Annotated in this window: 22 protein-coding genes; 6 read left to right on the top strand and 16 right to left on the bottom strand. The window is 71.6% G+C overall.

The features are described 5' to 3' along the window. Positions 1 to 68: 68 nt before the first annotated feature. Both ACFFIC_RS24795 and ACFFIC_RS24800 read left to right on the top strand, forming a co-directional pair. Positions 69 to 749, top strand: a complete 681-nt coding sequence (locus ACFFIC_RS24795; protein WP_377055412.1) for a DUF599 domain-containing protein — start codon at positions 69 to 71, stop codon at positions 747 to 749. A 37-nt stretch (positions 750 to 786) separates the two neighbouring features. Next, complete coding sequence (locus tag ACFFIC_RS24800; RefSeq protein WP_377055414.1) at positions 787 to 1,170, top strand: hypothetical protein; 384 nt, start codon at positions 787 to 789, stop codon at positions 1,168 to 1,170. 18 nt (positions 1,171 to 1,188) lie between these two features. Here the strand turns inward: ACFFIC_RS24800 and ACFFIC_RS24805 are convergent, their stop codons facing one another. The 3 genes from ACFFIC_RS24805 to ACFFIC_RS24815 form a co-directional block, all read right to left on the bottom strand. Then, on the bottom strand, positions 1,189 to 1,665 hold the full coding sequence (locus ACFFIC_RS24805) for a hypothetical protein (protein WP_377055416.1): 477 nt from the start codon (positions 1,663 to 1,665) through the stop codon (positions 1,189 to 1,191). 104 nt (positions 1,666 to 1,769) lie between these two features. After that, entirely contained in the window at positions 1,770 to 3,401 is a 1,632-nt protein-coding gene (locus ACFFIC_RS24810; protein WP_377055418.1) for a peptide chain release factor 3, read from the bottom strand. A 57-nt stretch (positions 3,402 to 3,458) separates the two neighbouring features. Further along, the gene (locus tag ACFFIC_RS24815; protein WP_377055420.1) at positions 3,459 to 4,628 is read right to left on the bottom strand and encodes a multidrug effflux MFS transporter; all 1,170 of its coding nucleotides are present in this window, start codon (positions 4,626 to 4,628) and stop codon (positions 3,459 to 3,461) included. Positions 4,629 to 4,803: 175 nt separating this feature from the next. Between ACFFIC_RS24815 and ACFFIC_RS24820 the strand changes: the two genes are divergently transcribed. Continuing rightward, entirely contained in the window at positions 4,804 to 5,250 is a 447-nt protein-coding gene (locus ACFFIC_RS24820; protein ID WP_377055422.1) for a hypothetical protein, read from the top strand. 39 nt (positions 5,251 to 5,289) lie between these two features. Here ACFFIC_RS24820 and ACFFIC_RS24825 read toward each other — a convergent pair whose 3' ends face one another. The 3 genes from ACFFIC_RS24825 to ACFFIC_RS24835 form a co-directional block, all read right to left on the bottom strand. After that, on the bottom strand, positions 5,290 to 5,886 hold the full coding sequence (locus ACFFIC_RS24825; protein ID WP_377055424.1) for a YcbK family protein: 597 nt from the start codon (positions 5,884 to 5,886) through the stop codon (positions 5,290 to 5,292). Next, entirely contained in the window at positions 5,883 to 7,457 is a 1,575-nt protein-coding gene (locus ACFFIC_RS24830) for a L,D-transpeptidase family protein (RefSeq protein ID WP_377055426.1), read from the bottom strand. The genes ACFFIC_RS24825 and ACFFIC_RS24830 overlap by 4 nt, the downstream gene beginning before the upstream one ends. Positions 7,458 to 7,520: 63 nt before the next feature. Further along, positions 7,521 to 7,751 (bottom strand): hypothetical protein, encoded by a 231-nt coding sequence (locus ACFFIC_RS24835; protein ID WP_377055428.1) that lies wholly within the window; start codon positions 7,749 to 7,751, stop codon positions 7,521 to 7,523. A gap of 195 nt (positions 7,752 to 7,946) precedes the next feature. On the opposite strand from ACFFIC_RS24835, the gene ACFFIC_RS24840 reads away from it, so the two are divergent. Together ACFFIC_RS24840 and ACFFIC_RS24845 are read left to right on the top strand one after the other, a co-directional pair. Beyond that, on the top strand, positions 7,947 to 9,059 hold the full coding sequence (locus ACFFIC_RS24840; RefSeq protein WP_377055430.1) for a hypothetical protein: 1,113 nt from the start codon (positions 7,947 to 7,949) through the stop codon (positions 9,057 to 9,059). A gap of 61 nt (positions 9,060 to 9,120) precedes the next feature. Continuing rightward, the gene (locus ACFFIC_RS24845) at positions 9,121 to 9,840 is read left to right on the top strand and encodes a DUF1028 domain-containing protein (RefSeq protein WP_377055432.1); all 720 of its coding nucleotides are present in this window, start codon (positions 9,121 to 9,123) and stop codon (positions 9,838 to 9,840) included. Between the two features lie 16 nt (positions 9,841 to 9,856). Here the strand turns inward: ACFFIC_RS24845 and ACFFIC_RS24850 are convergent, their stop codons facing one another. The 4 genes from ACFFIC_RS24850 to minC form a co-directional block, all read right to left on the bottom strand. Then, positions 9,857 to 12,250, bottom strand: coding sequence for a putative bifunctional diguanylate cyclase/phosphodiesterase (locus ACFFIC_RS24850; protein ID WP_377055434.1), 2,394 nt, complete (start codon positions 12,248 to 12,250; stop codon positions 9,857 to 9,859). A gap of 81 nt (positions 12,251 to 12,331) precedes the next feature. Next, positions 12,332 to 12,613 carry a cell division topological specificity factor MinE gene (minE, locus tag ACFFIC_RS24855; protein ID WP_377055436.1) on the bottom strand — a complete coding sequence of 94 codons (282 nt, stop codon included), beginning with the start codon at positions 12,611 to 12,613 and terminating at the stop codon, positions 12,332 to 12,334. Next, a complete protein-coding gene (gene minD / locus ACFFIC_RS24860; protein WP_377055438.1) occupies positions 12,610 to 13,428 on the bottom strand; it encodes a septum site-determining protein MinD in 819 nt (272 codons plus the stop codon). Before minD ends, minE begins: the two co-directional genes overlap by 4 nt. Before the next feature lie 114 nt (positions 13,429 to 13,542). Further along, on the bottom strand, positions 13,543 to 14,298 hold the full coding sequence (gene minC / locus ACFFIC_RS24865) for a septum site-determining protein MinC (RefSeq protein WP_377055440.1): 756 nt from the start codon (positions 14,296 to 14,298) through the stop codon (positions 13,543 to 13,545). Positions 14,299 to 14,444: 146 nt separating this feature from the next. On the opposite strand from minC, the gene ACFFIC_RS24870 reads away from it, so the two are divergent. Then, positions 14,445 to 14,885, top strand: a complete 441-nt coding sequence (locus ACFFIC_RS24870; protein ID WP_377055442.1) for an acyl-CoA thioesterase — start codon at positions 14,445 to 14,447, stop codon at positions 14,883 to 14,885. 66 nt (positions 14,886 to 14,951) lie between these two features. Here the strand turns inward: ACFFIC_RS24870 and ACFFIC_RS24875 are convergent, their stop codons facing one another. From ACFFIC_RS24875 to ACFFIC_RS24900, 6 genes are all read right to left on the bottom strand, one after another. Continuing rightward, on the bottom strand, positions 14,952 to 15,509 hold the full coding sequence (locus ACFFIC_RS24875) for a hypothetical protein (protein WP_377055444.1): 558 nt from the start codon (positions 15,507 to 15,509) through the stop codon (positions 14,952 to 14,954). A 160-nt stretch (positions 15,510 to 15,669) separates the two neighbouring features. Continuing rightward, positions 15,670 to 17,334 carry a gamma-glutamyltransferase gene (gene ggt, locus ACFFIC_RS24880; RefSeq protein WP_377055446.1) on the bottom strand — a complete coding sequence of 555 codons (1,665 nt, stop codon included), beginning with the start codon at positions 17,332 to 17,334 and terminating at the stop codon, positions 15,670 to 15,672. A 10-nt stretch (positions 17,335 to 17,344) separates the two neighbouring features. After that, the gene (locus tag ACFFIC_RS24885; protein ID WP_377055448.1) at positions 17,345 to 18,106 is read right to left on the bottom strand and encodes an ABC transporter permease; all 762 of its coding nucleotides are present in this window, start codon (positions 18,104 to 18,106) and stop codon (positions 17,345 to 17,347) included. A gap of 28 nt (positions 18,107 to 18,134) precedes the next feature. Further along, a complete protein-coding gene (locus ACFFIC_RS24890; protein ID WP_377055450.1) occupies positions 18,135 to 18,980 on the bottom strand; it encodes an ABC transporter permease in 846 nt (281 codons plus the stop codon). After that, positions 18,977 to 20,059 (bottom strand): ABC transporter ATP-binding protein, encoded by a 1,083-nt coding sequence (locus tag ACFFIC_RS24895; RefSeq protein WP_377055452.1) that lies wholly within the window; start codon positions 20,057 to 20,059, stop codon positions 18,977 to 18,979. The genes ACFFIC_RS24890 and ACFFIC_RS24895 overlap by 4 nt, the downstream gene beginning before the upstream one ends. After that, positions 20,056 to 20,826 (bottom strand): class II aldolase/adducin family protein, encoded by a 771-nt coding sequence (locus ACFFIC_RS24900; RefSeq protein ID WP_377055454.1) that lies wholly within the window; start codon positions 20,824 to 20,826, stop codon positions 20,056 to 20,058. Before ACFFIC_RS24900 ends, ACFFIC_RS24895 begins: the two co-directional genes overlap by 4 nt. Between the last annotated feature and the right edge of the window lie 2 nt (positions 20,827 to 20,828).

The raw sequence follows: 20,828 nt of genomic DNA on the forward strand, positions 1-20,828 counted from the left end.
GCGCCGCAAGGGCCCGCCCCCTTTCCGTTCATGGCCCCGGTCTTGGAAGCCACCCGAGGAAGATGACCATGCCCGGCTTCCTGACCACCCTCGACCTGCTGGCCCTCCTGGTCTTCGTCCTCTGCTGGGTCGGCTACGCGACGCTCGTGGACCGCGTCCCCTCCATCCGCCGCCGCAGCGTCATCCACGCCATGGACGAGCACCGCCGCCGCTGGCTCGCCGCCGCCATTCCCAAGGACAACCGGATCGCCGACGTCGCCATCGTCGGCAACCTCATGTCCTCCACCTCCTTCCTCGCCAACACCTGCATCTTCATCATCGGCGGCGCCATGGCCCTCCTCGCCTCGCCCGAGACCGGGCGGCGCGTGCTCGGCGCCATGCCTTTCGCCGAGGGCGCGCTGACCGACGGCGGCTGGGAGGCGCGCATCCTCCTCATCCTGCTCATCTTCGTCCGCGCCTTCTTTGAGCTGACCTGGGCGCTCCGCCAGTTCAACTACGGCTCCATCCTGCTCGGCGGCCTCGGCCGGACCGAAGCCGCGCGCCCGGCCGCCGAGGTCGCGGCCCAGGTGGTGAACCGCGCCGCCCGCCACTTCAACACGGGCCTGCGCGCCTATTACTTCGGACTGGCCGTGCTCGCCTGGATGGTCCACCCGGTCGCCTTCATGCTGGCCTCGCTCTGGGTGGTTTCGGAACTCCACCGGCGGGAGTTCCGCTCCGCCGTGCAGGCGGCCCTGGCCGAGGGAGGCTGACGGCGCCGCCCCGGAGTGACCCAGCCAGGAGAACCGGATGCCGCAACTCATTCTCGGATGGCTCCTGCCGGAGGAGGAGCGCGCGGCCCTGCTCGCCGTGGTCGCGCCCCGCTACCCCCGGGTCGTGGCGCACCACGTCACCCTCCGGCCCGGCCTGCGCAAGGACCACCCCCTGCCCGCGGAAACAACAGGCCGGGTGGTCGGCACAGCCGATGACGGCCGGGGCGTCCAGGCGCTGGTGGTGGAGATCGGCGGCACCACGAACCGGCCGGGCGGCTCCACGTACCACATCACCTGGTCGCTCGGACTTGGCCGCAAGCCCGTGGAAAGCAACGACGTCATCCGCGAGCATGGCTGGATGCCCCTGGCCCCTCCCCGCCCCATCCGCCTCCGGCCGGCCGTTTTCGGCCCCGGGCGGTAGCAGGAGCAACGGCCGGGATCAGATCCCGCGCGGCGCCTCCCCGATGAAGCCCAGCTCGCGCAACGCGGCGGTGGACCGCTCCGCGGAGACATGGTGCACGAAGATGCCGCCCTTGGCCTCCCATCCCTCCCGGGCCGAGGCGCGGTCATCCAGCAGCACATGCCCCGGCCCCGACCAGCGCGGCTTCTCCCGGCTCATGCAGGTGATGACCGGCACATGCGCCCCCAGCATCCGCGCCACCCAGCGCGCCTTCTGCGCCGGCGCCCACTGGCCCAGCGGCAGCCCCGTCAGGATGGTCGGATGGTGGGGCTCGCAGAAGCGCCAGAGCGCCTCCGCATCGTGCATGAACTCCAGCGTGTCGAAGAAGGCGGGCGCGCGGGACAGCGCCGCCCACATGGTCTTCAGCGGCAGGTCCTCCGGCCGGCGACCGGTCACGGCCACCACGCCACGGTCGAAATCCGCCAGCACGCCGTCAAGGTCGACGAAAAGCTTCAAGCCGCCGCGGGCGGACGGAGCGTCCGCGCCACCGCGGGCGGACGGCGCATTCGCACCACCGCGGGCGGACGGCGCATTCGCGCCACCGCGGGCGGACGGCGCCTTCACGCCGCCGCGTGCTGCTCGCGCAGCTTCAGGAACTTCAGCGTTGGCCATTCCTCCTCGGCCCGGTTCCGCCGCCAGTCGCTGGTGAAGAAGGCCACCAGCGCCCCGTCATGGTCCTCTGCCGTGTCGTGCGGCGCGGATTGCCGGAATCCGTCCATCGCCGCCTTATCCTCGGACACCACCCAGCGCATCATCCCCCAGGGCGTGCTCTCGTAGCGGCTGGGCACCGAGTATTCCGCCTTCAGCCGCTCCGCCAGCACGTCGAGCTGCAGCGCGCCCACCACGCCCACCACCGGCGGCGTGCCGTCCAGCGGGCGGAACAACTGCACCACCCCCTCCTCGGCCAGCTGCTCCAGCGCGGTGCGCAGCTTCTTGCCGACCATTGCGTCCTCGATCATCACGCGGCGCAGGATCTCGGGGGCGAAGCTCGGCACGCCCCGGAAGTTCAGCGCCTCCCCCTCGGTCAGCGTGTCGCCGATGCGGAGGATGCCGTGGTTGGCGATCCCCACCACGTCCCCCGGCCAGGCCTCCTGGGCCACCTGCCGGTCCTGGGCGAAGAAGAACAGCGGCGCGTTCACCGGCACCTGCTTCCCCGTGCGGGTCTGCCGCAGCCGCATGCCCTTCTCCAGCCGCCCGGAGCAGATGCGGAGGAAGGCCACGCGGTCCCGGTGGTTGGGGTCCATGTTCGCCTGGATCTTGAACACGAAGCCCGTCAGCGCCGGCTCCTCCGGCCGAACCCGGCGCGTGTCGGCGGGCCGCGCGCCCGGATGGGGGGCGAAGCGCGCCAGCCCCTCCAGCAGGTGCCCGATCCCGAAGTCCCGCAGCGCCGAGCCGAAATAGACCGGCGTCATCGTTCCCTGGCGGAAGGCCTCCAGGTCGAAGGCCGGGAAGGCCCCTGCCAGCTCCGCGCCCTCGCGCAGCGCCTCCGCCTCGGCCGCCGGCACCAGCCTGTCGATCTGCGGATCGTCCAGCCCGGACAGCTTCACCGGCCCCGAGCCCTCGGCCAGCAGGTGAAGCGCCGGCTCCAGCATGTCGTAGGTGCCCAGGAACCCCCGCCCCGACCCCACCGGCCAGGCCGCCGGGGTCACGTCCAGCGCCAGCGTCTTCTCGATCTCGTCCAGCAACTCGAAGACGTCCCGGCTCTCGCGGTCCATCTTGTTGATGAAGGTGATGATGGGGATGTCGCGCAGGCGGCACACCTCGAACAGCTTGCGCGTCTGCGCCTCGATGCCCTTGGCCGCGTCGATCACCATCACCGCCGCGTCCACGGCGGTCAGCGTCCGGTAGGTGTCCTCCGAAAAGTCCTCGTGGCCCGGCGTGTCCAGCAGGTTGAACACCACCCCGTCCCGCTCGAAGGTCATCACGGAGGTCGCGACCGAGATGCCGCGGTCCTGCTCGATCTTCATCCAGTCCGAGCGCGTTCGCCGCCGGTCGCCCTTGGCCCGGACCTGCCCGGCCAGCTGGATGGCGCCGCCGCGCAGCAGCAGCTTCTCCGTCAGCGTCGTCTTGCCGGCATCCGGGTGGGCGATGATGGCGAAGGCCCGGCGCCGCGCGGCCTCGCGCGCCACCTGGGCGCTGCCGGCATCCGCCGGCGCAGACTGGAGGGCCTCGATGGGGGTGGTCTGGTCCATCCGCGTTATCTGGCTGTGTTGCGGCCCCGGCGCAACAACCGCCTTCTCATGCCTGCCTCAGCCATAGCGCCGGCGAAGCTGGTTCAGCCCCACGGTCATCAGCGCCCCGAACAGCATCACCGCCGTCACCGGTCGCGGCGTGCCATCGGCGAAGAGGCCCACCGCCGTGCTGCCGAGCGCCGCCACCGCGAACTGGATGGTGCCGAGCAGCGCGGAAGCCGTGCCCGCGCGCTGCCCGTGCCGCGCCAGCGCCCCGACGGCCGAGTTGGGCAGCACCAGGCTGCTGGCGGTCAGCATCAGCACGATCGGCGGGAAGATGCCCCAGATCCCGCCCCATCCCGTCCAGGCCAGCACCGCCAGCAGCAGGGCGGCGGCAAAAACGCCCGAGGAGGCCGCCGTAAGCACCCGCCCCGGCCGGAAACGCGCTGCCAGCATGGGGTTGAGCTGCGCACCGCCGATAAACCCCGCCGCCGAAGCGCCGAAGATCACCGCGAACTGCCCGGGCGTGATGCCGAAATGCTCGATGTAGATGGCGGGAGCCCCGCTGATATAGGCGAACACCACGAACATCACGGCCGCCCCGAGCAAGGCGTGGGTCATGAAGACCGGCTCCGAAAGCACGCGCCCGTAGCCCCGCAGCAGGCCCCAGAGGCCCTGGCGCAGCCGCCGCTCCACCGGCAGCGTGTCCGGCAGGAGGCGCCAGACCAGGAGACAGGACAGCGCGCCATAGCCCGCCATGATCCAGAAGATGGAGCGCCACCCGGCCACCCCCAGCAGCAGCCCGCCCAGCGAGGGCGCCAGGATCGGCGCCGCGCCCATCACCAGGATGAGGCGCGACATCAGCCGGGCCGCCTCCAGCCCCGTCGCCAGGTCACGCACCACCGCCCGCGGAATCACCGCGCTGGCCGAAGCGCCAAAGGCTGCAAGCCCGCGGAACACCGCGAGCCATCCCATGTCGGGCGCCAGCGCGCAGCCGATGGAGGCGAAGGTATAGACCACCGTCCCCACGATCAGCGGGCCGCGCCGCCCGAAGCGGTCCGACAGGCTTCCCTGCGTCACCTGCCCCACCGCGAGCCCGATGAACCAGGTGGCCAGGGTGAGCTGGGCGCTGCCCGGCCCCGTGCGGAACTGCGCCTCGATGGTCGGAAAGGCCGGCAGGTACATGTCGGTGGAGATCGGGTTGATCGCCGTCAGAAAGCCGAGGAGCAGGGGGAGCCAGGACGGCATGGGATCCTTCGCAGGGGTCGTGGCGTCCTTGCTGCGCCGCAGCAAGCCCATTTGGAAGCCCCTTCCACACCTCGCGCCGCAAGTTTTTCACGAAGGGTGCTTCGACCACCGCCCGCTTGCGAACGATTATCATTTTCGTCAGAGTGCCGGAGCGCCCATCACGGAGACCAGACCCATGACCACCCGCGGCCTTCCCCACTGGCCCTGGAACGGCGCCGCCCCCGAGGACCTGCCGCCCGCCGAGGCCGTTCTTCTGGAAGCTTGCCGCGCCTGGGTGGAGGCAACCCGCGAAGGCCGCGCGCCCCTGCCGGCACTGCGCCTGCCCATGGTCACGGAGGGGGTCGAATCCGCGGCCCCCGCGCTGGACGCCCTCCTCCGTGGCCTGGCCTGCCCGGGTTCCATGGGATGCCGCCTCTGCCCACGCCTCACCCCGGCCGAGGGAGCGCTCCTGATGGGGCTGGGCCTCGCCCAGCGCGCCACCCGGCGCGAGGCCCTTGCGGCCTTCCTCCGCCTCGCGCCGCCGGGCGCCGCCTATGCCGCCATGGGCCCGGCCCTCGCGGTCGGCATGGCGATGCGCCGCGCGGGCCTGCTGCTGGCCCACCCGCTGCGCGCCAACTCCTGAAGCGCGGAACGCCGCCGGTTCACCCCGGCGGCGCTTCCTTCACCAGCGGCGGGACTGCCCGCAATCCAGGTGGACGAAGCCGTCCCGCCGGTAGAGCCCCACGCCGCCCAGCCCCATCGAGGCCGCAAGCCGCGCCATGCCCATGGATTCCCGCCCGGGCAGGCGCATGTCCCCGGCCATGCCGGACATGTGCAACGAAACGGTCGAAACGCGCGACGACTGATGGCGGATCGCCGCATTGGTTTCCGGCGCGCGGTAGCCGCTGATCACCTCGAAGGCCTCCGTGGCCTCCATCCGCGCCGCCACCGCGTTCATCACGTCGAACAGGCGCGGGTCCATTGGCGTGACCTCCTCGCGCGACAGGTCGCGGAACACCCAGTCCAGCCGACTCAGCGCATCCGTCACGTAGCGCCCATCGGCAAAATAAACGCCCGAGAAGGAGTCGCTGGTGTAGGCGCGCCGCACCGTCAACCGCCGCGTTCCTCGCACCGCCTGCGCCTCCGCCTGTCCCGGCACGGTGCCGCAGGCCAGCAACCCGAGGCCCGCTCCGAGCAGCGAGCGCCGCCCCAGCCCGGTGGCCGCGCAGCAGTCGCAACCCGGCTCATGCGGCCGGCCGCCCGAGAGAACGCGGATCACCGCACCACTCCCCCGGCCGACGCCACGCGCGTGCCCACCCGGTCCATCTCCCGGGCATAGGCGGCGTCCAGCCCATAGATGTCCGGCCGCACCCGCGCCCGCCCGGCCTCCAGCGTCACGGTGCTGTAGTGCAGGCGGACGGGCAGGGAGCGCCGCAGCGACACGCCCTGTGTCTGCTTGCTGTCATAGACGCGCTGGACGCGCGCCGCGTCCCAGCCCGTTCCCTCCAGCACGACGTTGAGCAACGCATCCGGCTGCGCCAGCCGGATGCAGCCGGAGGAGAAGGCCCTGTCCGGCCTGTTGAACAGGCTGCGGTCCGGGGTGTCGTGCAGGTAGATGTCGTCTGAATTCGGCATGATGAACTTGATCCGTCCGAGCGCGTTGCCGTCGCCGGCGTCCTGTCGGATGAGGTAGGGAAAGCGGTCCGCCCGCACGGCGGACCAATCCACGCTGGCGGGATCGACCTGCACGCGCTCGCCGCCCACCACGGAGTAGAGGCGGAAGCCCTTCGCGGTCATTCCCGCCGGGTCGCGGCGGAAGCGGGGCAGCAGGTCCTCGCGCGCGTTGCGCTCCGGCACGCCCCAGGTCGGGTTGAACTGCACGGTGGTCAAGCGGGCGCGCATGGGTGGCGTGGCCCGCGCCGGCTTGCCGACGATCACGTTCATCTTCAGCAGCACCCGCTCGCCTTCCTGCACGGAAAGCAGGAAGTCAGGGATGTTCACCTCGATCCGGCGCTCGTCGCCCGGCCGCGCGGCGTTGCGCCGCATGTCCAGCGCCGTGCGGAGCTGCGCGACCCGCGCCGTGGCCGGACGGTTCAGCAGCCCCTGGCTGATCGCGCCCACGCGCCCATCGGCCTCCAGCCCGCTCGCCGCCTGCCAGCGGCGCACCGCCGCCTCCAGCGCGGCGTCATAGGTGGCACCGCCATCCCGCGCCGCGGCCAGCACCGGGTCCTCGGCGCGCAGCCGTGCGCGAAGCACGGGAATGCGCACCACGTCCACCATGCCCGGGTCCAGCGTCGGCGCTCCAGGCGGGATGGGCTGCCATCCCCCCGCGCTGACCACGCCGCTCGCCCGCGCCAGCTCCGCCCGGAGGACGGCGGCTCCCTCCAGCAGGTCGGCCGCGCGCTCGATCACCCGCGCGGGCTCGGCTGCCCCCACCAGCTCGGCCTGCCAGCGCGGGAAGTCCGCACCGACCGGATCGCGCAGGATATCGCCGCGCCAGCCCGGCTGCCTCAGCCGCCCGAGCACGAGGTCGCCCATCGCGGCATTGGCCGCGTGGTAGACGCCCGAATGGAAGGCTGCCGGGTCCGAGGCGCCCAGGCTGTCCGGCGGAATGCCATAGGCCACCGGGTCCAACCCCTCCTGGCCGAGCCGGCGCAGCCTGGCCGCCAGCCGGAACACCGAATCCCAGCCCTGCGGCCCCGGCCCCGCCGGCTGAACCGGCGGTGCCTCCGCGGACTCCGCCACGCCGGAAAAGGGAAGTCCGACGGGGGATCCAGTGGGGGTTTCGGCGCGGCCAATGGCGGGAAGCAGCCCGGCCATCAGGCCGGAAAGGGCGTCACGTCTGCGCATGGCGAAGGCATAGCCCCCAAGGGTTCCCGATGCCAGCCGAATGAGCGCGCCCGGCCACTCCGCCTAGCGCGAGATCAGCCAGCCGATGAGCATGATCGCGACCACGCCGATGGCGACCGCCCGGAGCAATGCCCACCACTCGCCGCGCGGATCCTCATCCTCCTCCAGCCCGGCGATCCTGATCGGCGGCGAGAGCCGCGTCTCCGCCAGGCTGACAGGCACGGCGCCATGCACGGAACAGGCCGATCCCTCCCCCGGCCCCGCTTCAGGTCCTCGCATCGGCTCAATCGGCATGGATCATTCCCCAAGGTTCGGACCGGTCGGCGGCGTTCCGCTTCCGCCGCCAAAGCCGCGGAGAGAGGCCGAACCGAGCCCACGGTGCCACGCCCGGACAGGAACGCCCCAAAGTCCCGCTGTTTTCCGCCGCACGCCGCCCGGCACGCCGCACCGCGGCTTGATCCCGTTGCCCAACCCCGCGAACTTGCGGCCATGTCAGACCCGCAGATCGGCGCTGCCCCGGACCCCGACCGGGCCAGCCTCGCCCGCTTCCTGGAGGGGCGCATCCCGCCCGGGCTCCGGGTGGTGGCGCCCGATTCCCTCGCGTCGCTGCTGGGCGAGCTTTCGCCGCCGGATCCCGCCGCCCTGCCGGACTGGGCCGTGCTGCGCGTACCGGAAGCCAAGGGTTTCCCCATCGCACTGCTTCGCCGGCTGCTGACGGAAACGACGCCGGTTTTCGCCAATGCCGCCTTCGTTGTCTTCGCCCGCCAGCCCACCTTCGGCCTGACCAACCAGCGGAACGCCGGCCCGGTCCGCATCCTGGCGGAACAGGCCGCTGGCGAGCGCCCGGCCATGCCCCCTCGGGAGGAAGAACAGGCGCTGGACGAGCCCCGCCCGCGAGTCTCCCCGCCGCCCCGGTCCGGCCTTCCCGCCGCCGAGCGACCCCGCCTTCCCAGCGCGAGACCACCGGACGCCGCGCCACCCGCCGCCGGGCCAGAGGCCAAGCCCGCCTCGGCCGGCGCATCCCCGCCACCCGCCTTGCGGCCGACGCCGCAGGCCGTGGCCGGTTGGGGCGGCATGCCCGCCCGCGTCGCCGCCCTGCTGGGCGACGCCGCCGGGCGCCGGGTCGCCGCGCTCGGCAGAGGGGCGCTGGATCTCGCCGCCGCCTCCCTCCCGCCGGCGACGCCCGTATCCGACGGGGCAGCGGGCCTCCCGGAGGCCTGCTTCGACGCCGCCCTGGTTCTTCCGCCCGACGCCGCACCGGCCCCCTTCGCCGAGGCAGCGCGCCTGCTCCGCCCGGGCGGCACCGCCATCGTGGTGGCGGAGAACGCCGGCTCGCTCGGCCGCCGCCTCGCCGTCGCGCTGGGCCGGGCCGTCCCGCCGGGCGGCGCATCGGCCGCGGCGCTGCGCGGGGCGGCGCATGCCGCAGGCCTTGTCCCCATCCATCTCGAGGGCCACTCGCTGGACACCTGGCGGGCCACGGCCGAAGCGCCGCCGCCCGGCCTGGACCCCGCCGAGCCCGCCGCCGCCCTCCTGGAGGAAGCGGGCCAGGACGCGGGTCCCCGCCACGCCGCATGGCTTATCCTGCTGGCCCGAATGCCCTGATGCCGGCCCCGCACCACCCGTGTAGTCTCCGCGCACCGAAGCCAGGAGGATTGACTGGCCCATGACCTGGTCCATCGTCGCCCATGACCCCGCCAGCGGCGCCTTCGCCGTGGCGGTGACCACCTGCAACTTCGCCGTCGGTGCCTCCTGCCCGCATGTCCGGGCTGGCGTGGGCGCCGTCTCCACCCAGTCCTTCACGAACCGCTACCTCGGCCCGGCCGTGCTGGATGGCATGGCCCGCGGTCTCTCCCCCGGCGCCGCCATCGAGGGAGCCCTGGCCGGGGACGAGGGGCGAAACCTCCGGCAGGTCCACGCCGTGGACCGGTTCGGCCGCAGTGCCGCCTTCACCGGGGAGAATTGCGTGGGATGGGCCGGCGAGCACGCCGCCATGGGCTTCTCGGTGGCCGGCAACATGCTGGCCGGTCCTGCCGTCGTGAACGACACCGTCGCCGCCTTCACGATCAACGGCGCCATGTCGCTGCCGGAGCGCCTGGCGCTGGCACTGGAGGCCGGGGAGGCCGCCGGCGGCGACCGCCGCGGCCGCCAATCCGCCGCCATGCGCCTGATCACCACCGAGGACTTCCCGGACCTCGACATCCGCGTGGACGACCATCCGGAGCCTCTGGCGGAGATGAGCCGCCTCCTGGCCATCTGGCGGCGTGACCGGGCGCCTTTCCTGGATCGTCAGCCGCGCAAGGCCAATCCCACCGGCTACGTGGACATGACGGCCATCGAGGCCGCCTGGAAGGCCGCCGGGCTGGACCTGCGCTTCCGCCGCTGAGGCGCGTGCTGCCTCATCAGGCAGCCCACCGATCCGCCAGCCCGGCAAGGACTCGGAACTCGGCCGCCGGCATGGGCTGGCCGAACAGGTATCCCTGAGCCTCTTCGCAGCCCTCGGCCCGCAGCATGGAAAGCTGGCCCTCCTCCTCCACGCCCTCGGCGTTGGTGGTCACGTCCAGGGCACTCCCCAGCGCGATGACGGCGCGCAGCAGGGCCACCGCCTTCGCGTCGTCCTCGATGTGGCGGATGAAGGAACGGTCCACCTTGATCTTGTCGAAGCGGAATCGCTGCAACGTCGCAAGCGACGAGTAACCCGTGCCGAAATCGTCCATTGCCAGCCGCACCCCCAGGCTGCGCAGCCGGGACAGCATGCCCAGAGTCTCCGCCGTGTTGGCCAGCATCGCGGCCTCGGTGATCTCCAGCTCCAGCCGCTCGGGCGGCAGGCCCGAGCGGGACAGGGCACGCTCCACCGTTGCGACGAAGCTCGCCTGGCGGACCTGGATGGGCGAGACGTTCACCGCGAGGTTCAGTCCCTGCCAGCCCCGCGCCACCTGGCACGCCTCCTCCAGCACCCAGGCGCCGATGGGAACGATCAGCCCGGTTTCCTCGGCCAGGGGGATGAAGGTGTTGGGCCCGATCAGCCCGCGCTGCGGGTGGTGCCAGCGCAACAGGGCCTCCGCGCCCTTGATCCGCCGCGTGGCCGTTGAAACCTGGGGCTGGAACAGGATGGTGAGCTCCTGCCGCTCCACCGCCAGGCGCAGGTCCGCGATCAGCGCGCGGCGCGTCCGCAACCGCTCGTCCATGGCCGGCTCGAACACGCGAAGGCAGGACCCGCCCTCCGACTTGGCTTGGTAGAGCGCGAGGTCGGCATCCTGCAGCAGCGCCTCCGGCCGGCCGTCCAGCCCGTGCAGCGAAAGGGTCGCTGCGCCGATCGAAAGGCCGATGGGGCGGCTTTCATGGCCGACCTGGAACGGCTCCTCCATGCTGGCGAGCAGCCGCGCGGCGAAGGCCGAGAGCGCGCCGTGGTCATCCAGCCCGGGGGCCACGAGAACGAATTCGTCGCCGCCGACCCGCGCCAGCGTGTCGGTCGCGCGCAGGCACCCACGCAGGCGGGAGGCCACCGCCCGCAACACCTCGTCCCCCGCAGCATGGCCGAGGCTGTCGTTCACCTCCTTGAAATGGTCGAGATCCATGGCGAGCACCGCCAGGCCTGTCCCGTCCCGCCGGGCCGCGGCAAAGGTCAGCTCCAGCCGATCCGCCATCAGGGCGCGGTTGGGCAGGCCGGTCAGCCCATCGAAGTTCGCCAGCCAGCGGAGCCGCTCCGACAGGCGGCTGCGCTCGGCGGCGGCATCGCGGAACGCCGTGCAGGCCTCCACCAGCTCCACCACATCCCGTGAGGCGCCACGCGGCGGAGGCGGGATCGCGACACCCAGGTCGCCTCGCCCGAGCTGCCGCATCGCATCCGTCAAGGCGGCCAGCATGCCGCCCAGGCGCCGCGCGGCTGCGGCGGCGAATGCCGCCAGCACAACCAGCAGAAGGGCCACCACCTGCCCGACGATCCGGAACGCCTGGTCCATGCCACTGGCCCCCACCTCGTCGGGCAGCAGCAACAGCAACGACATCCTCGCCGGCCCCGCGCCCGGCTCCGCCACGTCCTCACGCAGCGGCATCAGCCGGGCGAACCAGCTCCGCCCGCCAGCCTCCAGCTTGCCCATGGCCCCACGTTCCCCGGACAGGGCGGACCGCAGCCAGGGCGGGGCGGATGCGCCGAGCGCTTCCTCCGTGCCGGGAAGGCTTGCCACCCGGACCCGGCCATCGGCGATCAGCAGCACGCCGCCCCGGTTCCCCACCAGCGCCCCGGCTGCCGCGCTGTCCAGGAACGCGGCCAGGCGGAGCTCGGTCCGCGCGCCGCCCGAAAGGTCGAAGGCCACCACCGCGACAGCCATGGGAAGGTCCGGCAGGGGGCAGTCCAGGGCCCGGGCCAGCGGGCAATCCTCCTCGGTCCGCCAGCGCCGGGGCGGCGCGCCCGGCCGCGCCAACACGGCATCGAGGCTGCGGATCATCGGCTCGGCGACGCGCAGCCCGGCCAGGAGCCTGGCCAGCAGCCCGCCATCCAGCCCTCCGTCGCGCGCGTCGTGCCCGTCCGAGGTGGCGGACAAGGCTTCACGCAGGCCTGCGTCCCGTGCCAGAAGCTGCGCCAGCGCACCGACCCGCGACTGGACCCCGGCCACCTCGGCCTCGATCCGGGCGGCCAGGATGTCCATTTCCCGCTCACCGAGGTCACCGCGCAGGTCGCGGAGCAGCCAGGGAAACGCGACCGCCAGCAGAAGCACGCAAAGAAGCGAAGGCGCCGCCCAGAAGACGATCAGCCGCGTCCGCAAGGTCCGCATCGGGAAGAATCGCCCCGCCATCGCCCGACTCCCGTCCTGTCGGGAGGGATGGTGGCGGAGCGGCCTTGACCGAGCGTTAAGCCGGCACGTATGGCTCGCGCCTCAGGAGGCGCGGCGCACCGGCTCCGGTCCCGGAAGCTCCACCGCGATCGCCAGGGTGGACAGGTCGCCCCCCCGCTCCAGCGAGACGTTCACCCGCTCCGGGTCGATCGAGACGTGCCGGGCCACGAGCTCCACGATCTCGCGCTGCAGCTTGGGCAGGAAGTCCTCGCCCTTGCGCGAGATGCGCTCATGGGCCAGGACGATCTGCAGCCGCTCCTTGGCCTGAGGCGCTGTCGGGGGGATCTCGTCCTGCTTGCCCCGGAAGAAATGCAGCCAACTCATGCAGCCCTCCCGCCGAACAGGCGCGAGAAGAAGCCCTTCTTCTCGAAGTCGGTGAAGCGCATCTTGCGATCCTCGCCCAGGAAGCGTGCAACCGCATCCTTGTAGGCTTGGCCGGCGGGCGAAGGCTCGTCCAGGATCACCGGGTTGCCGGTGTTGGAGGCCTTCAGCACGCTCTCGCTCTCGGGGATGACGCCCAGCAACGGGATGCGCAGGATGTCCTGAATATCGTCCAGCTTCAGCATCTCGCCCCGCTCCACACGGTTCGGATCATAACGCGTGACGAGAAGGTGCTCCTTCACCGGGTCCTTCTTTTCCTCGGCGCGCTTGGACTTGGACTGGAGCACGCCGAGGATCCGGTCGCTGTCGCGGACGGAGGAAACCTCGGGGTTGGTCACGACGATCGCCTGATCGGCGAAATACAGCGCCAGCAGCGCGCCCTTCTCGATTCCGGCCGGGCTGTCGCACAGGATGTAGTCGAAGTCCTTGGACAGCTCCTCGATCACGGTCGCGACGCCCTCCTTGGTCAGGGCGTCCTTGTCCCGCGTCTGGCTCGCCGGAAGGATCGAGAGGGTATCGACCCGCTTGTCGCGGATCAGCGCCTGGCTGAGCCGCGCCTCGCCGCTGATCACGTTGACGATGTCGAACACCACGCGCCGCTCGACCCCCATGATGAGGTCGAGGTTGCGCAGGCCGACGTCGAAGTCGATCACCACCGTCTTCTTGCCGGACTGTGCCAGCCCGGTCGCAAAGGCTGCCGAAGAAGTGGTCTTGCCCACGCCCCCCTTGCCCGAAGTCACCACGATCACTTGCGCCATGCGCAGACCTCCGCCCCCCAGATAACGCCGCCCACCCGGCGAAAAGCGCGCTTCCATCGCATGCCCGGAGGCAACCCTGCAAAGGGCATTCCACCGGAAATTTGATTTCGGGCTTTAGCCGAGCTTGTCGAACCGCATGCTCTCGCCGATCAGGCAAACCTGAACGGGCTTGCCGAGCGGCGCGTCCCCGAGCCCGTCCCGCACGGCGTAATAGCCCGCGATGGAAACCAGTTCGGGCTCGAAATTCAGTGCGAAGATGCGGGCGGACCGATTCTCCGCCCCTCCGGCGATCGCCCGGCCCTTGAGCGTTCCGTACACGTGAACATTCCCGTCCGCGATCACCTCGGCACCCGGGTTGACCGTGCCACGCACGATCAGGTCGCAGCCCTGCGCCCAGATCCGCTGCCCCGCCCGCACCGCCTGGTCCACCACCATGGTCGGCTGCCAGCCCGAGGGCGGCGGCGGCTCGGGGATCGCCAAGGGCTCCGGCGCGGGGGCCGGGGCGGGTTCGGGCGCCGCGGCCGTCACCGGCTGCTCCCCGCCCGCGGGCCGCAGCGGCGGCAGTCCCGCCGCCTGGGCCGCCGCGCGAAGCTCCGGCGCACCGCCCGTGGTGCCGATGGGCGCGATCTGCACGGAGCGGAGCTGGGCGGTCAGGTGCGTGAAATCCGGCGCCGCCGCCGGGTCGAGGTCGTCCAGACCCAGAACGATCGGCGCGTTGCGCAGAAAGCCCGGTGCCCTCCGGAACTGGTCCGCGAGCGCGGGCACGATCACCTCCACCCGGGGGTCGAGCAGCCGCAGCACCAGCAGGTTGAAATTGGCCCCGCGCAGCCGGAACGGCTCCAGTCGGGCTTCGGACGCGGGAGATGACATTCGGGCGCGCGGTGTCCTGGTTCTGGGTCTCCCCCTCACATTACAGGGAAGTGCCCGGCAGGCGAAGCCTTGCGTGGCCCGCCTCGCGCGAGGACCCTTGGCGGTGGCCATCCGGTCACGGCCACCCATCGAGGAGCAAGACGCGCATGAGCGAGAGGGCCCGCCCGGCACGGGCGGATTACCGCCATTTCCTGTCCATTCCCACGCGCTGGGGCGACAACGACGCCTACGCGCACATCAACAACACCGTTTATTATTCGTTCTTCGACACCGTGGTTTCGCGCTTCCTGCTCGAATCCGGTGCAATCGACCTCAAAACCTCGGAGGTGATCGGCGTGGTCGTGGAAACCGGCTGCCGCTACCTCGCCCCGGTGTCCTTTCCGGACCTCATCACCGCCGGCCTGCGCGTCGCCCGGATCGGCCGCACCTCCATCCGCTACGAGATCGGCATCTTCCGCAACGACGAGAACACGGCCAGTGCAGAGGGTCATTTCATCCACGTCTATGTGGACCGGGAGACCCAGACCCGCCCCACTCCCCTGCCCCGGGCGCTGCAGGACGCCGTGGCACCTCTGCTGGTGGGCTAGCGACACCCCCCCTCGTTGAACGCGGCGCGGGAGGCGGCCGGGCAGTCCGGCCCTGGCAGGAAGGCTTCAGAACAGCCTTGTCCGGGCCGGTGATCCGCGCCGCTCATCGCCGTCGGGGTGCCGCCCGGCCTGCACCAGCCTGTCGGCGACCGCTCCGGCGGCAAAGGCGTAAACACCCTTGTGCAACAGGTCGACCACCTGCTCGTCCACGGGCCAGGTCCAGGGTGGCGCCCCGACGCCGGTCGCGTTCTCCAGCGTCTGATCGTTCAGCAGCCGCAGGTTGAGGAACATGAAGGACCCGACCGGCCCCCGCAGGCCGGACCGCGCCATCAACGCCCGCACCACGCCGAGCACGATTCCTTGTCCCCAGTGCATGGCCCAGTTCATCAGGAGCCGCTCCCGGTCGGGCCTGTGGGGCGCACCGAGCAGGCGCTCCAGCGTATGGGCGGGAACAAAGGAGTTCGGGCGCCCGGTGACCGCCTGTTCCAGCTTTTCCGCCACCGTCATCGCGGCGACGCCCGCAAGGCCGGCCAGCAGGCCCTGCAACACCAGGCCGGCCGTGCCGTGCCGTTCGCCGGGCGACGCGGAAAAATCCCTGCTCTCACGTTCCTGGCGCAGGTGCATTGGCGTGCCGCCCTCCCGTTCCCTCAGCCGAAACCAGCATCGGGCTTTCCCAACACGCCGGTGATGCCCGGAGTTTCAGGCGGGGCGGATCAGAAGCACCGCTCCGGCCCGCCAGGATTAATCCAGGTCGATCAACGCCCTGCCGGGTGGAGGCCGGGCCTCACCGTGCCGCCACGTCCGGCATGAAGCGCACCCCGGCCCGCGCCAGGCCGCCGCCGATCCCCACGGGCGTGCCGTCCGCACGCCAGCACGCGGCCCCGGTCATCGTTCCGTCCATGGTTCCGTCCGTGCCGAAGGCGATGGCTCCCATGCCCCCGCCCACCGTCCGCACCCGCGAAACCCGGTGCCCACGCGCCACCAGAACGGCCTCGGTTTCGGCGGAGATCCCCGGCTCCAGCTCGAGCAGGTGCCCCTGCGTCCAGACCCGCGGCGCCTCCACCGCTTCCTGCAGGGACATGCCGTGGTCCAGCAGGTTGATGATGGCCTGCATGGCCGAACCGAAGATCCGCAGCCCCCCGGGCAGCCCCAGCGCCACCACCGGCACCCCGCCGCGCAGCACCATCATCGGCGCCATGGAGGTGAAGACCCGCTTGCCCGGCGCCACCGACAGCGCCCGGCCCGGGTGCGGGTCGAAGTTGTACATGTAGTTGTTGGCCACCATCCCCGTGCCCGGCACGGTGAAGCGCGCGCCGAACAGGCTGTTGATGGTCTGGGTGGAGGACACCACGGTGCCTCGGTCGTCCGCCACCGTCACATGCGTGGTGTTGGCCGATTCCAGCAGGCCCGCCCCGGGCGCCCAGTCCCGCGCCTGGTCCAGGGCGATCTCCGCCCGGCGTCCGGCCGCGTAATCCTTCGAGACCAGCCGCGCCACGGGAACCTCGACGAAGGCGGGATCGGCCGTCGCGACCGCGCGGTCCGCGAAAGCCATCTTCAGCGCCTCCGCCAGCAGATGAACGCTGTCCGGCGTCCCGGCACCCAGCGCGCGAAGGTCGAACCCTTCCAGCACGTTCAGCATCTGCGCCACGTGCACGCCCGAGGACGAGGGCGGCGGTGGCCCGAGGATCTCGTGCCCGCGGTAGCTGGCCCGGATCGCCTCCCGCTCCACCGGCCCCGCCGCGCGCAGGTCGCCCATCGTGATCAGCCCGCCCGCCCCGCGCATATGCGCCGCCAGCGCCTCGCCCAGCGGGCCATCATGCAGCGCGTCCGGCCCGGCCTGCGCGATCAGCCGCAGGCTTTCCGCGTAATCGCCGCGCCGCACGCGATCCCCCGCGCGCAGCGGCGCGCCGCCCGGCAGGAAGGTCGCGGAAAGCCCGGGATCGGTCGCAAGCTCCGCCGCGTTGTCGCCGACGCAATCCGCCAGGTAAGGTGTCGCCGCCCATCCCCGCGCGGCCAGGCGGATCGCCGGCTCCAGCACATCCGCCAGCGGCATCGTGCCATAGGCCGACAGCGTGTGGCACCAGGCCCTGAGCGCCCCGGGCACCGCCATCGCCAGCGGGCCGAAATGGTTCTCCCGCCCTTCCGTCTCCTGGTAGTCCGGCAGCACGTCCGACAGCGTGCGGTACATGTCCGCCCGTGCCGCGGCGGGCGCCGTGGACAGCCCGTCCACCACCACGTGCCGCCCATCCGGCAGCCGCAGATGGGCCACGCCCCCGCCGAGGATGCCGACCATCATCGGCTCCACCACCGTCAGCGCGAAGAGCGCCGCGACCGCCGCATCCACCGCGTTCCCGCCGCCCAGCAGCATCTCCGCCCCCGCGCCGGACGCCAGCGGATGGTTCGTCACCACCATGCCCTTGCGGGCGGTGACAGGATGCTTCTCGGTCATGGTCTGTCCCTCAATCCGTCCGCTGCCGCCGCAACGCCAGATCCAGCAGCAGCAGCAGCACGGTCATGCCCACCAGCAGCACGGCGACGGCCGCCATGGCCGGGTCCAGGTTCTCGTTGATTCCGTCCCAGATCTTCCGCGGCAGGGTGAACACCCGGCGCGAGGCGATGAACAGCACCACCACGAGCTCATCCCACGAATGGATGAAGGCGAAGATCGCACCCGACACGATCCCCGGCATGATCCGCGGCAGGATCACCCAGCGAAGGGTCTGGGAAAGCGACGCCCCCATGCCGCGCGCCGCGCTCTCCAGCCTGGGGTCGAAGGCTGCCAGCGCGGTCGAGACGGTGATCACAACATAGGGGATCCCTGTCACCCCATGCGCGATCACCACCCCCGTGAAGCTGTCCAGCAGCCCCAGCCGCGCGAAGTAGCGGTAGAGCCCGATCGCATAGGCGATGCTGGGGATGATGATGGGCAGCAGCATCAGCGCCCGAACCAGCTCCGTGCTCCGCCGCGACAGCCGCCAGCACCCGATCGCGCAGGCCGTGCCCAGCACCACCGCGAGAAGCGTGGAGGCCGCCGCGATCCCGGCCGACTGCCCGATCGCGCCGGTCCAGGCCGGCGTGTTCAGCAGGCGCGCGTAGTGCTGCAGGGAAAGCGCCTCGTAAGGGAGCGACAGGAAGCGCTGGTCGGTCAGCGAAACCGGCAGGATGATCGTGATCGGCAGGAGCAGGTAGAGCACCGTCGCCCAGGATACCCCCGCGCTCAACCACCCCGCCCGGTGCCCTCCCATTCCGCTACCCTCCCGCCCCGAACAGCCGGCGCAGGTTCACCAGCCGCGAGAACACCGCCAGCGTGCCGAGGATCGCCACCACCAGCACCGTCGCCATCATCGCGCCCAGCCCCCAGCGGATGAGGTCGAGGATCTGCAGCTTGATCCACTCCGCCGCCATCAGCGTCTTGCCGCCGCCCAGGATCGCCGGCGTGATGTAGAAACCCAGAGAGAAGATGAAGACCAGCACCCCCGCTGCGAACACCCCGGGCAGGGACAAGGGCAGGAACACCCGAAGGAAGGCCCCCGCCCGCCCCGCGCCGAGCCCCCGCGCCGCCGCCAGCACGCGCGGGTCGATCTCCCGCATCGCGGACAGCATCGGCAGCACCGCATAGGGCACCATGTAGTGCACCATCCCCACCACGATGCCGAACTCGTTCCACACCAGCGCCAGCGGCTCCTCGATCGCACCCACCGCCATCAGCCCCTGGTTGACCAGCCCCTGCCGCCGCAGCAGCGTCACCCAGGCGAAGGCCCGCACCAGCACGCTGATCCAGAGCGGCACCAGAACCGCCAGCAGCCACCAGCGCTGCGCCTTCGGGCCGGAAAGCGCGATGCGGTAGGCCAGCGCATAGCCCAGCACCAGCGCGATCGCCGTGGTCACCACCCCGATCCGCAGCGTGGTCCCGATCACCCGCTGCACGCTCTCGCTGGTCAGCAGGCGCTCGTAGTTGCCCAGCCCAGGCTGCGGCTCCGTGAAGCTGATCGCGAGAACCTGCAGGATGGGCGCGACATAAAAGGCCGTCATCAGCAGGAAGGCCGGCAGGATCAGCCCCCACCAGCCCAGGGCATGGCGGCCCGCCGGCCTCACGCGGCGTCTTCCGCCACCGCCACCGCCGCGCCGCGGGGCCAGCCCAGCCGGACCGGGAGTCCCTCGGCCGGCGTCACCGGGATCCGCCAGGCCTGCAGATGCACCTTCAGTTCCCCGAGATCGGCGGTCGTGACCGTGATCGCGTATCCCGCCCCCAAATAGGACCAGGCGGCGATGCGCCCCTCCACCACATTGTCCTCGGCCTCGCCCTCGGGCAGCACGGCGATCTTCTCGGGCCGCAGCGACAGCAGCGCGCGGCCGGGCCCGGCCCGGCCCACCGCCAGCACCCGCGTCGCCCCACGGCGCAGCACCAGCCCGCCGTCATCCTCCTCCGCCTCGCCCTCGATGAAGTTCGACCGCCCCAGGAAGCTCGCGACGAAGCGCGTCGCCGGCCGCTCATACAGCGCGTGCGGCGCCCCCACCTGCACCAGCCGCCCGTTGTTCAGGATGGCGATCTCGTCGGAAAGGCTGAGCGCCTCCTCCTGGTCATGCGTCACGTTGATGAAGGTGCGCCCGACGCGCCGGTGCAGCGCCTTCAGCTCGTCCTGCAACTCCGCCCGCAGCTTCTTGTCGAGCGCGGAAAGCGGCTCGTCCAGCAGCAGCAGCGCCGGGTCGAACACCAGCGCCCGCGCCAGCGCCACGCGCTGCTGCTGCCCGCCCGAAAGCTGCGACGGCCGGCGGTCGGCGAACTGCTCCAGTTGCACGAGGTCCAGCGTCGCGCGCACGCGCGCATCCCGCTCCGCCCGCCCGAGCCGCCGCACCCGCAGCGGAAAGGCCACGTTCTCGGCCACCGTCATGTGCGGGAACAGCGCGTAGCCCTGGAACACCATGCCAAACTCGCGCCGCTCCGGCGGCACGGCCGTGATGTCGCGCCCGTCCAGCAGCACCCGCCCCGCGCTCGGCTCCACGAAGCCCGCGATCATCATCAGGATGGTGGTCTTGCCCGACCCCGAAGGGCCCAGCAGCGTCAGGAACCGCCCGCTGCCGACCTCCAGGGAGGCATCCGCCACCGCCACGAACTCGCCGTAGCGCTTCGAGACCGCCTGCAACGAGAGCGCATGCCCGGCGCGCCCGCTCACAACATGTAGTCCGGCTGCTCGCGGTCCATCTTCCGGCGCAGCGCCTGCCAGGGCAGCCAGCCCTTGACGGGGCTCTCGCCCATCTGGTTCCGCGCGCGCAGCACCACCTCCTCGGGCGGCACCGAAAGCGGCACGCCCGTGGATTGCGCCGCCACCTGGATGCGGCAGGACTGCTCCAGGTAGTACATCCAGTAGAAAGCCTCGGCCACCGTGCGCCCCACCGTCAGCAGACCATGGTTGCGCAGGATCATGCAGGGATTGTCGCCCATGTCCCGCACCAGCCGCTCGCGCTCCGAAAGGTTGTCGTCCGCCGCGATGCCCTCGTAGTCGTGCACCGCGACGCGGCCGTGGAACTCCGTGCTGATCTGGTTCAGCGGCAGCAGCCCGCCCGACTGGGCGGCCACCACCATCCCGGCCAGCGTGTGCGTGTGCATCACGCATTGCGCGCGCGGCGAGCCGAGATGCAGCGCCGAATGGATCACGAAGCCCGCCGGGTTCACCGGCCAGCGCGTTTCCTGCGCCGGCTCCCCCTCCGCATCCACCAGCACGAGGGATGATGCGGTGATCTCCTCGAACAGCATCCCGTAAGGGTTCACGAGGAAACGGTGCCCCTCTCCGGGCACCCGCACCGAAAGATGCGTGTAAACGAGGTCCGTCATTCCGAAATGCGCGATCAGCCGGTAGGCGGCCGCCAGGTCGCGCCGCAGCTCCGCCTCGTCCGGCACATGGTCCGGGTCGGGCCGCAGGGGCGCGGGCGGCATGGGCATGG

Origin of the sequence: Muricoccus vinaceus, assembly GCF_042433125.1 — a bacterium.
Classification (GTDB): Bacteria; Pseudomonadota; Alphaproteobacteria; order Acetobacterales; family Acetobacteraceae; genus Roseomonas; species Roseomonas vinacea.

Coding starts and splice junctions, on each gene's coding strand:
- ACFFIC_RS24795 (WP_377055412.1), top strand. CDS start 69: ATGCCCGGCTTCCTGACCACCCTCGACCTGCTGGCCCTCCTGGTCTTC.
- ACFFIC_RS24800 (WP_377055414.1), top strand. CDS start 787: ATGCCGCAACTCATTCTCGGATGGCTCCTGCCGGAGGAGGAGCGCGCG.
- ACFFIC_RS24810 (WP_377055418.1), bottom strand. CDS start 3,401: ATGGACCAGACCACCCCCATCGAGGCCCTCCAGTCTGCGCCGGCGGAT.
- ACFFIC_RS24815 (WP_377055420.1), bottom strand. CDS start 4,628: ATGCCGTCCTGGCTCCCCCTGCTCCTCGGCTTTCTGACGGCGATCAAC.
- ACFFIC_RS24820 (WP_377055422.1), top strand. CDS start 4,804: ATGACCACCCGCGGCCTTCCCCACTGGCCCTGGAACGGCGCCGCCCCC.
- ACFFIC_RS24830 (WP_377055426.1), bottom strand. CDS start 7,457: ATGCGCAGACGTGACGCCCTTTCCGGCCTGATGGCCGGGCTGCTTCCC.
- ACFFIC_RS24835 (WP_377055428.1), bottom strand. CDS start 7,751: ATGCCGATTGAGCCGATGCGAGGACCTGAAGCGGGGCCGGGGGAGGGA.
- ACFFIC_RS24840 (WP_377055430.1), top strand. CDS start 7,947: ATGTCAGACCCGCAGATCGGCGCTGCCCCGGACCCCGACCGGGCCAGC.
- ACFFIC_RS24845 (WP_377055432.1), top strand. CDS start 9,121: ATGACCTGGTCCATCGTCGCCCATGACCCCGCCAGCGGCGCCTTCGCC.
- ACFFIC_RS24850 (WP_377055434.1), bottom strand. CDS start 12,250: ATGGCGGGGCGATTCTTCCCGATGCGGACCTTGCGGACGCGGCTGATC.
- minE (WP_377055436.1), bottom strand. CDS start 12,613: ATGAGTTGGCTGCATTTCTTCCGGGGCAAGCAGGACGAGATCCCCCCG.
- minD (WP_377055438.1), bottom strand. CDS start 13,428: ATGGCGCAAGTGATCGTGGTGACTTCGGGCAAGGGGGGCGTGGGCAAG.
- minC (WP_377055440.1), bottom strand. CDS start 14,298: ATGTCATCTCCCGCGTCCGAAGCCCGACTGGAGCCGTTCCGGCTGCGC.
- ACFFIC_RS24870 (WP_377055442.1), top strand. CDS start 14,445: ATGAGCGAGAGGGCCCGCCCGGCACGGGCGGATTACCGCCATTTCCTG.
- ACFFIC_RS24875 (WP_377055444.1), bottom strand. CDS start 15,509: ATGCACCTGCGCCAGGAACGTGAGAGCAGGGATTTTTCCGCGTCGCCC.
- ggt (WP_377055446.1), bottom strand. CDS start 17,334: ATGACCGAGAAGCATCCTGTCACCGCCCGCAAGGGCATGGTGGTGACG.
- ACFFIC_RS24900 (WP_377055454.1), bottom strand. CDS start 20,826: ATGCCCATGCCGCCCGCGCCCCTGCGGCCCGACCCGGACCATGTGCCG.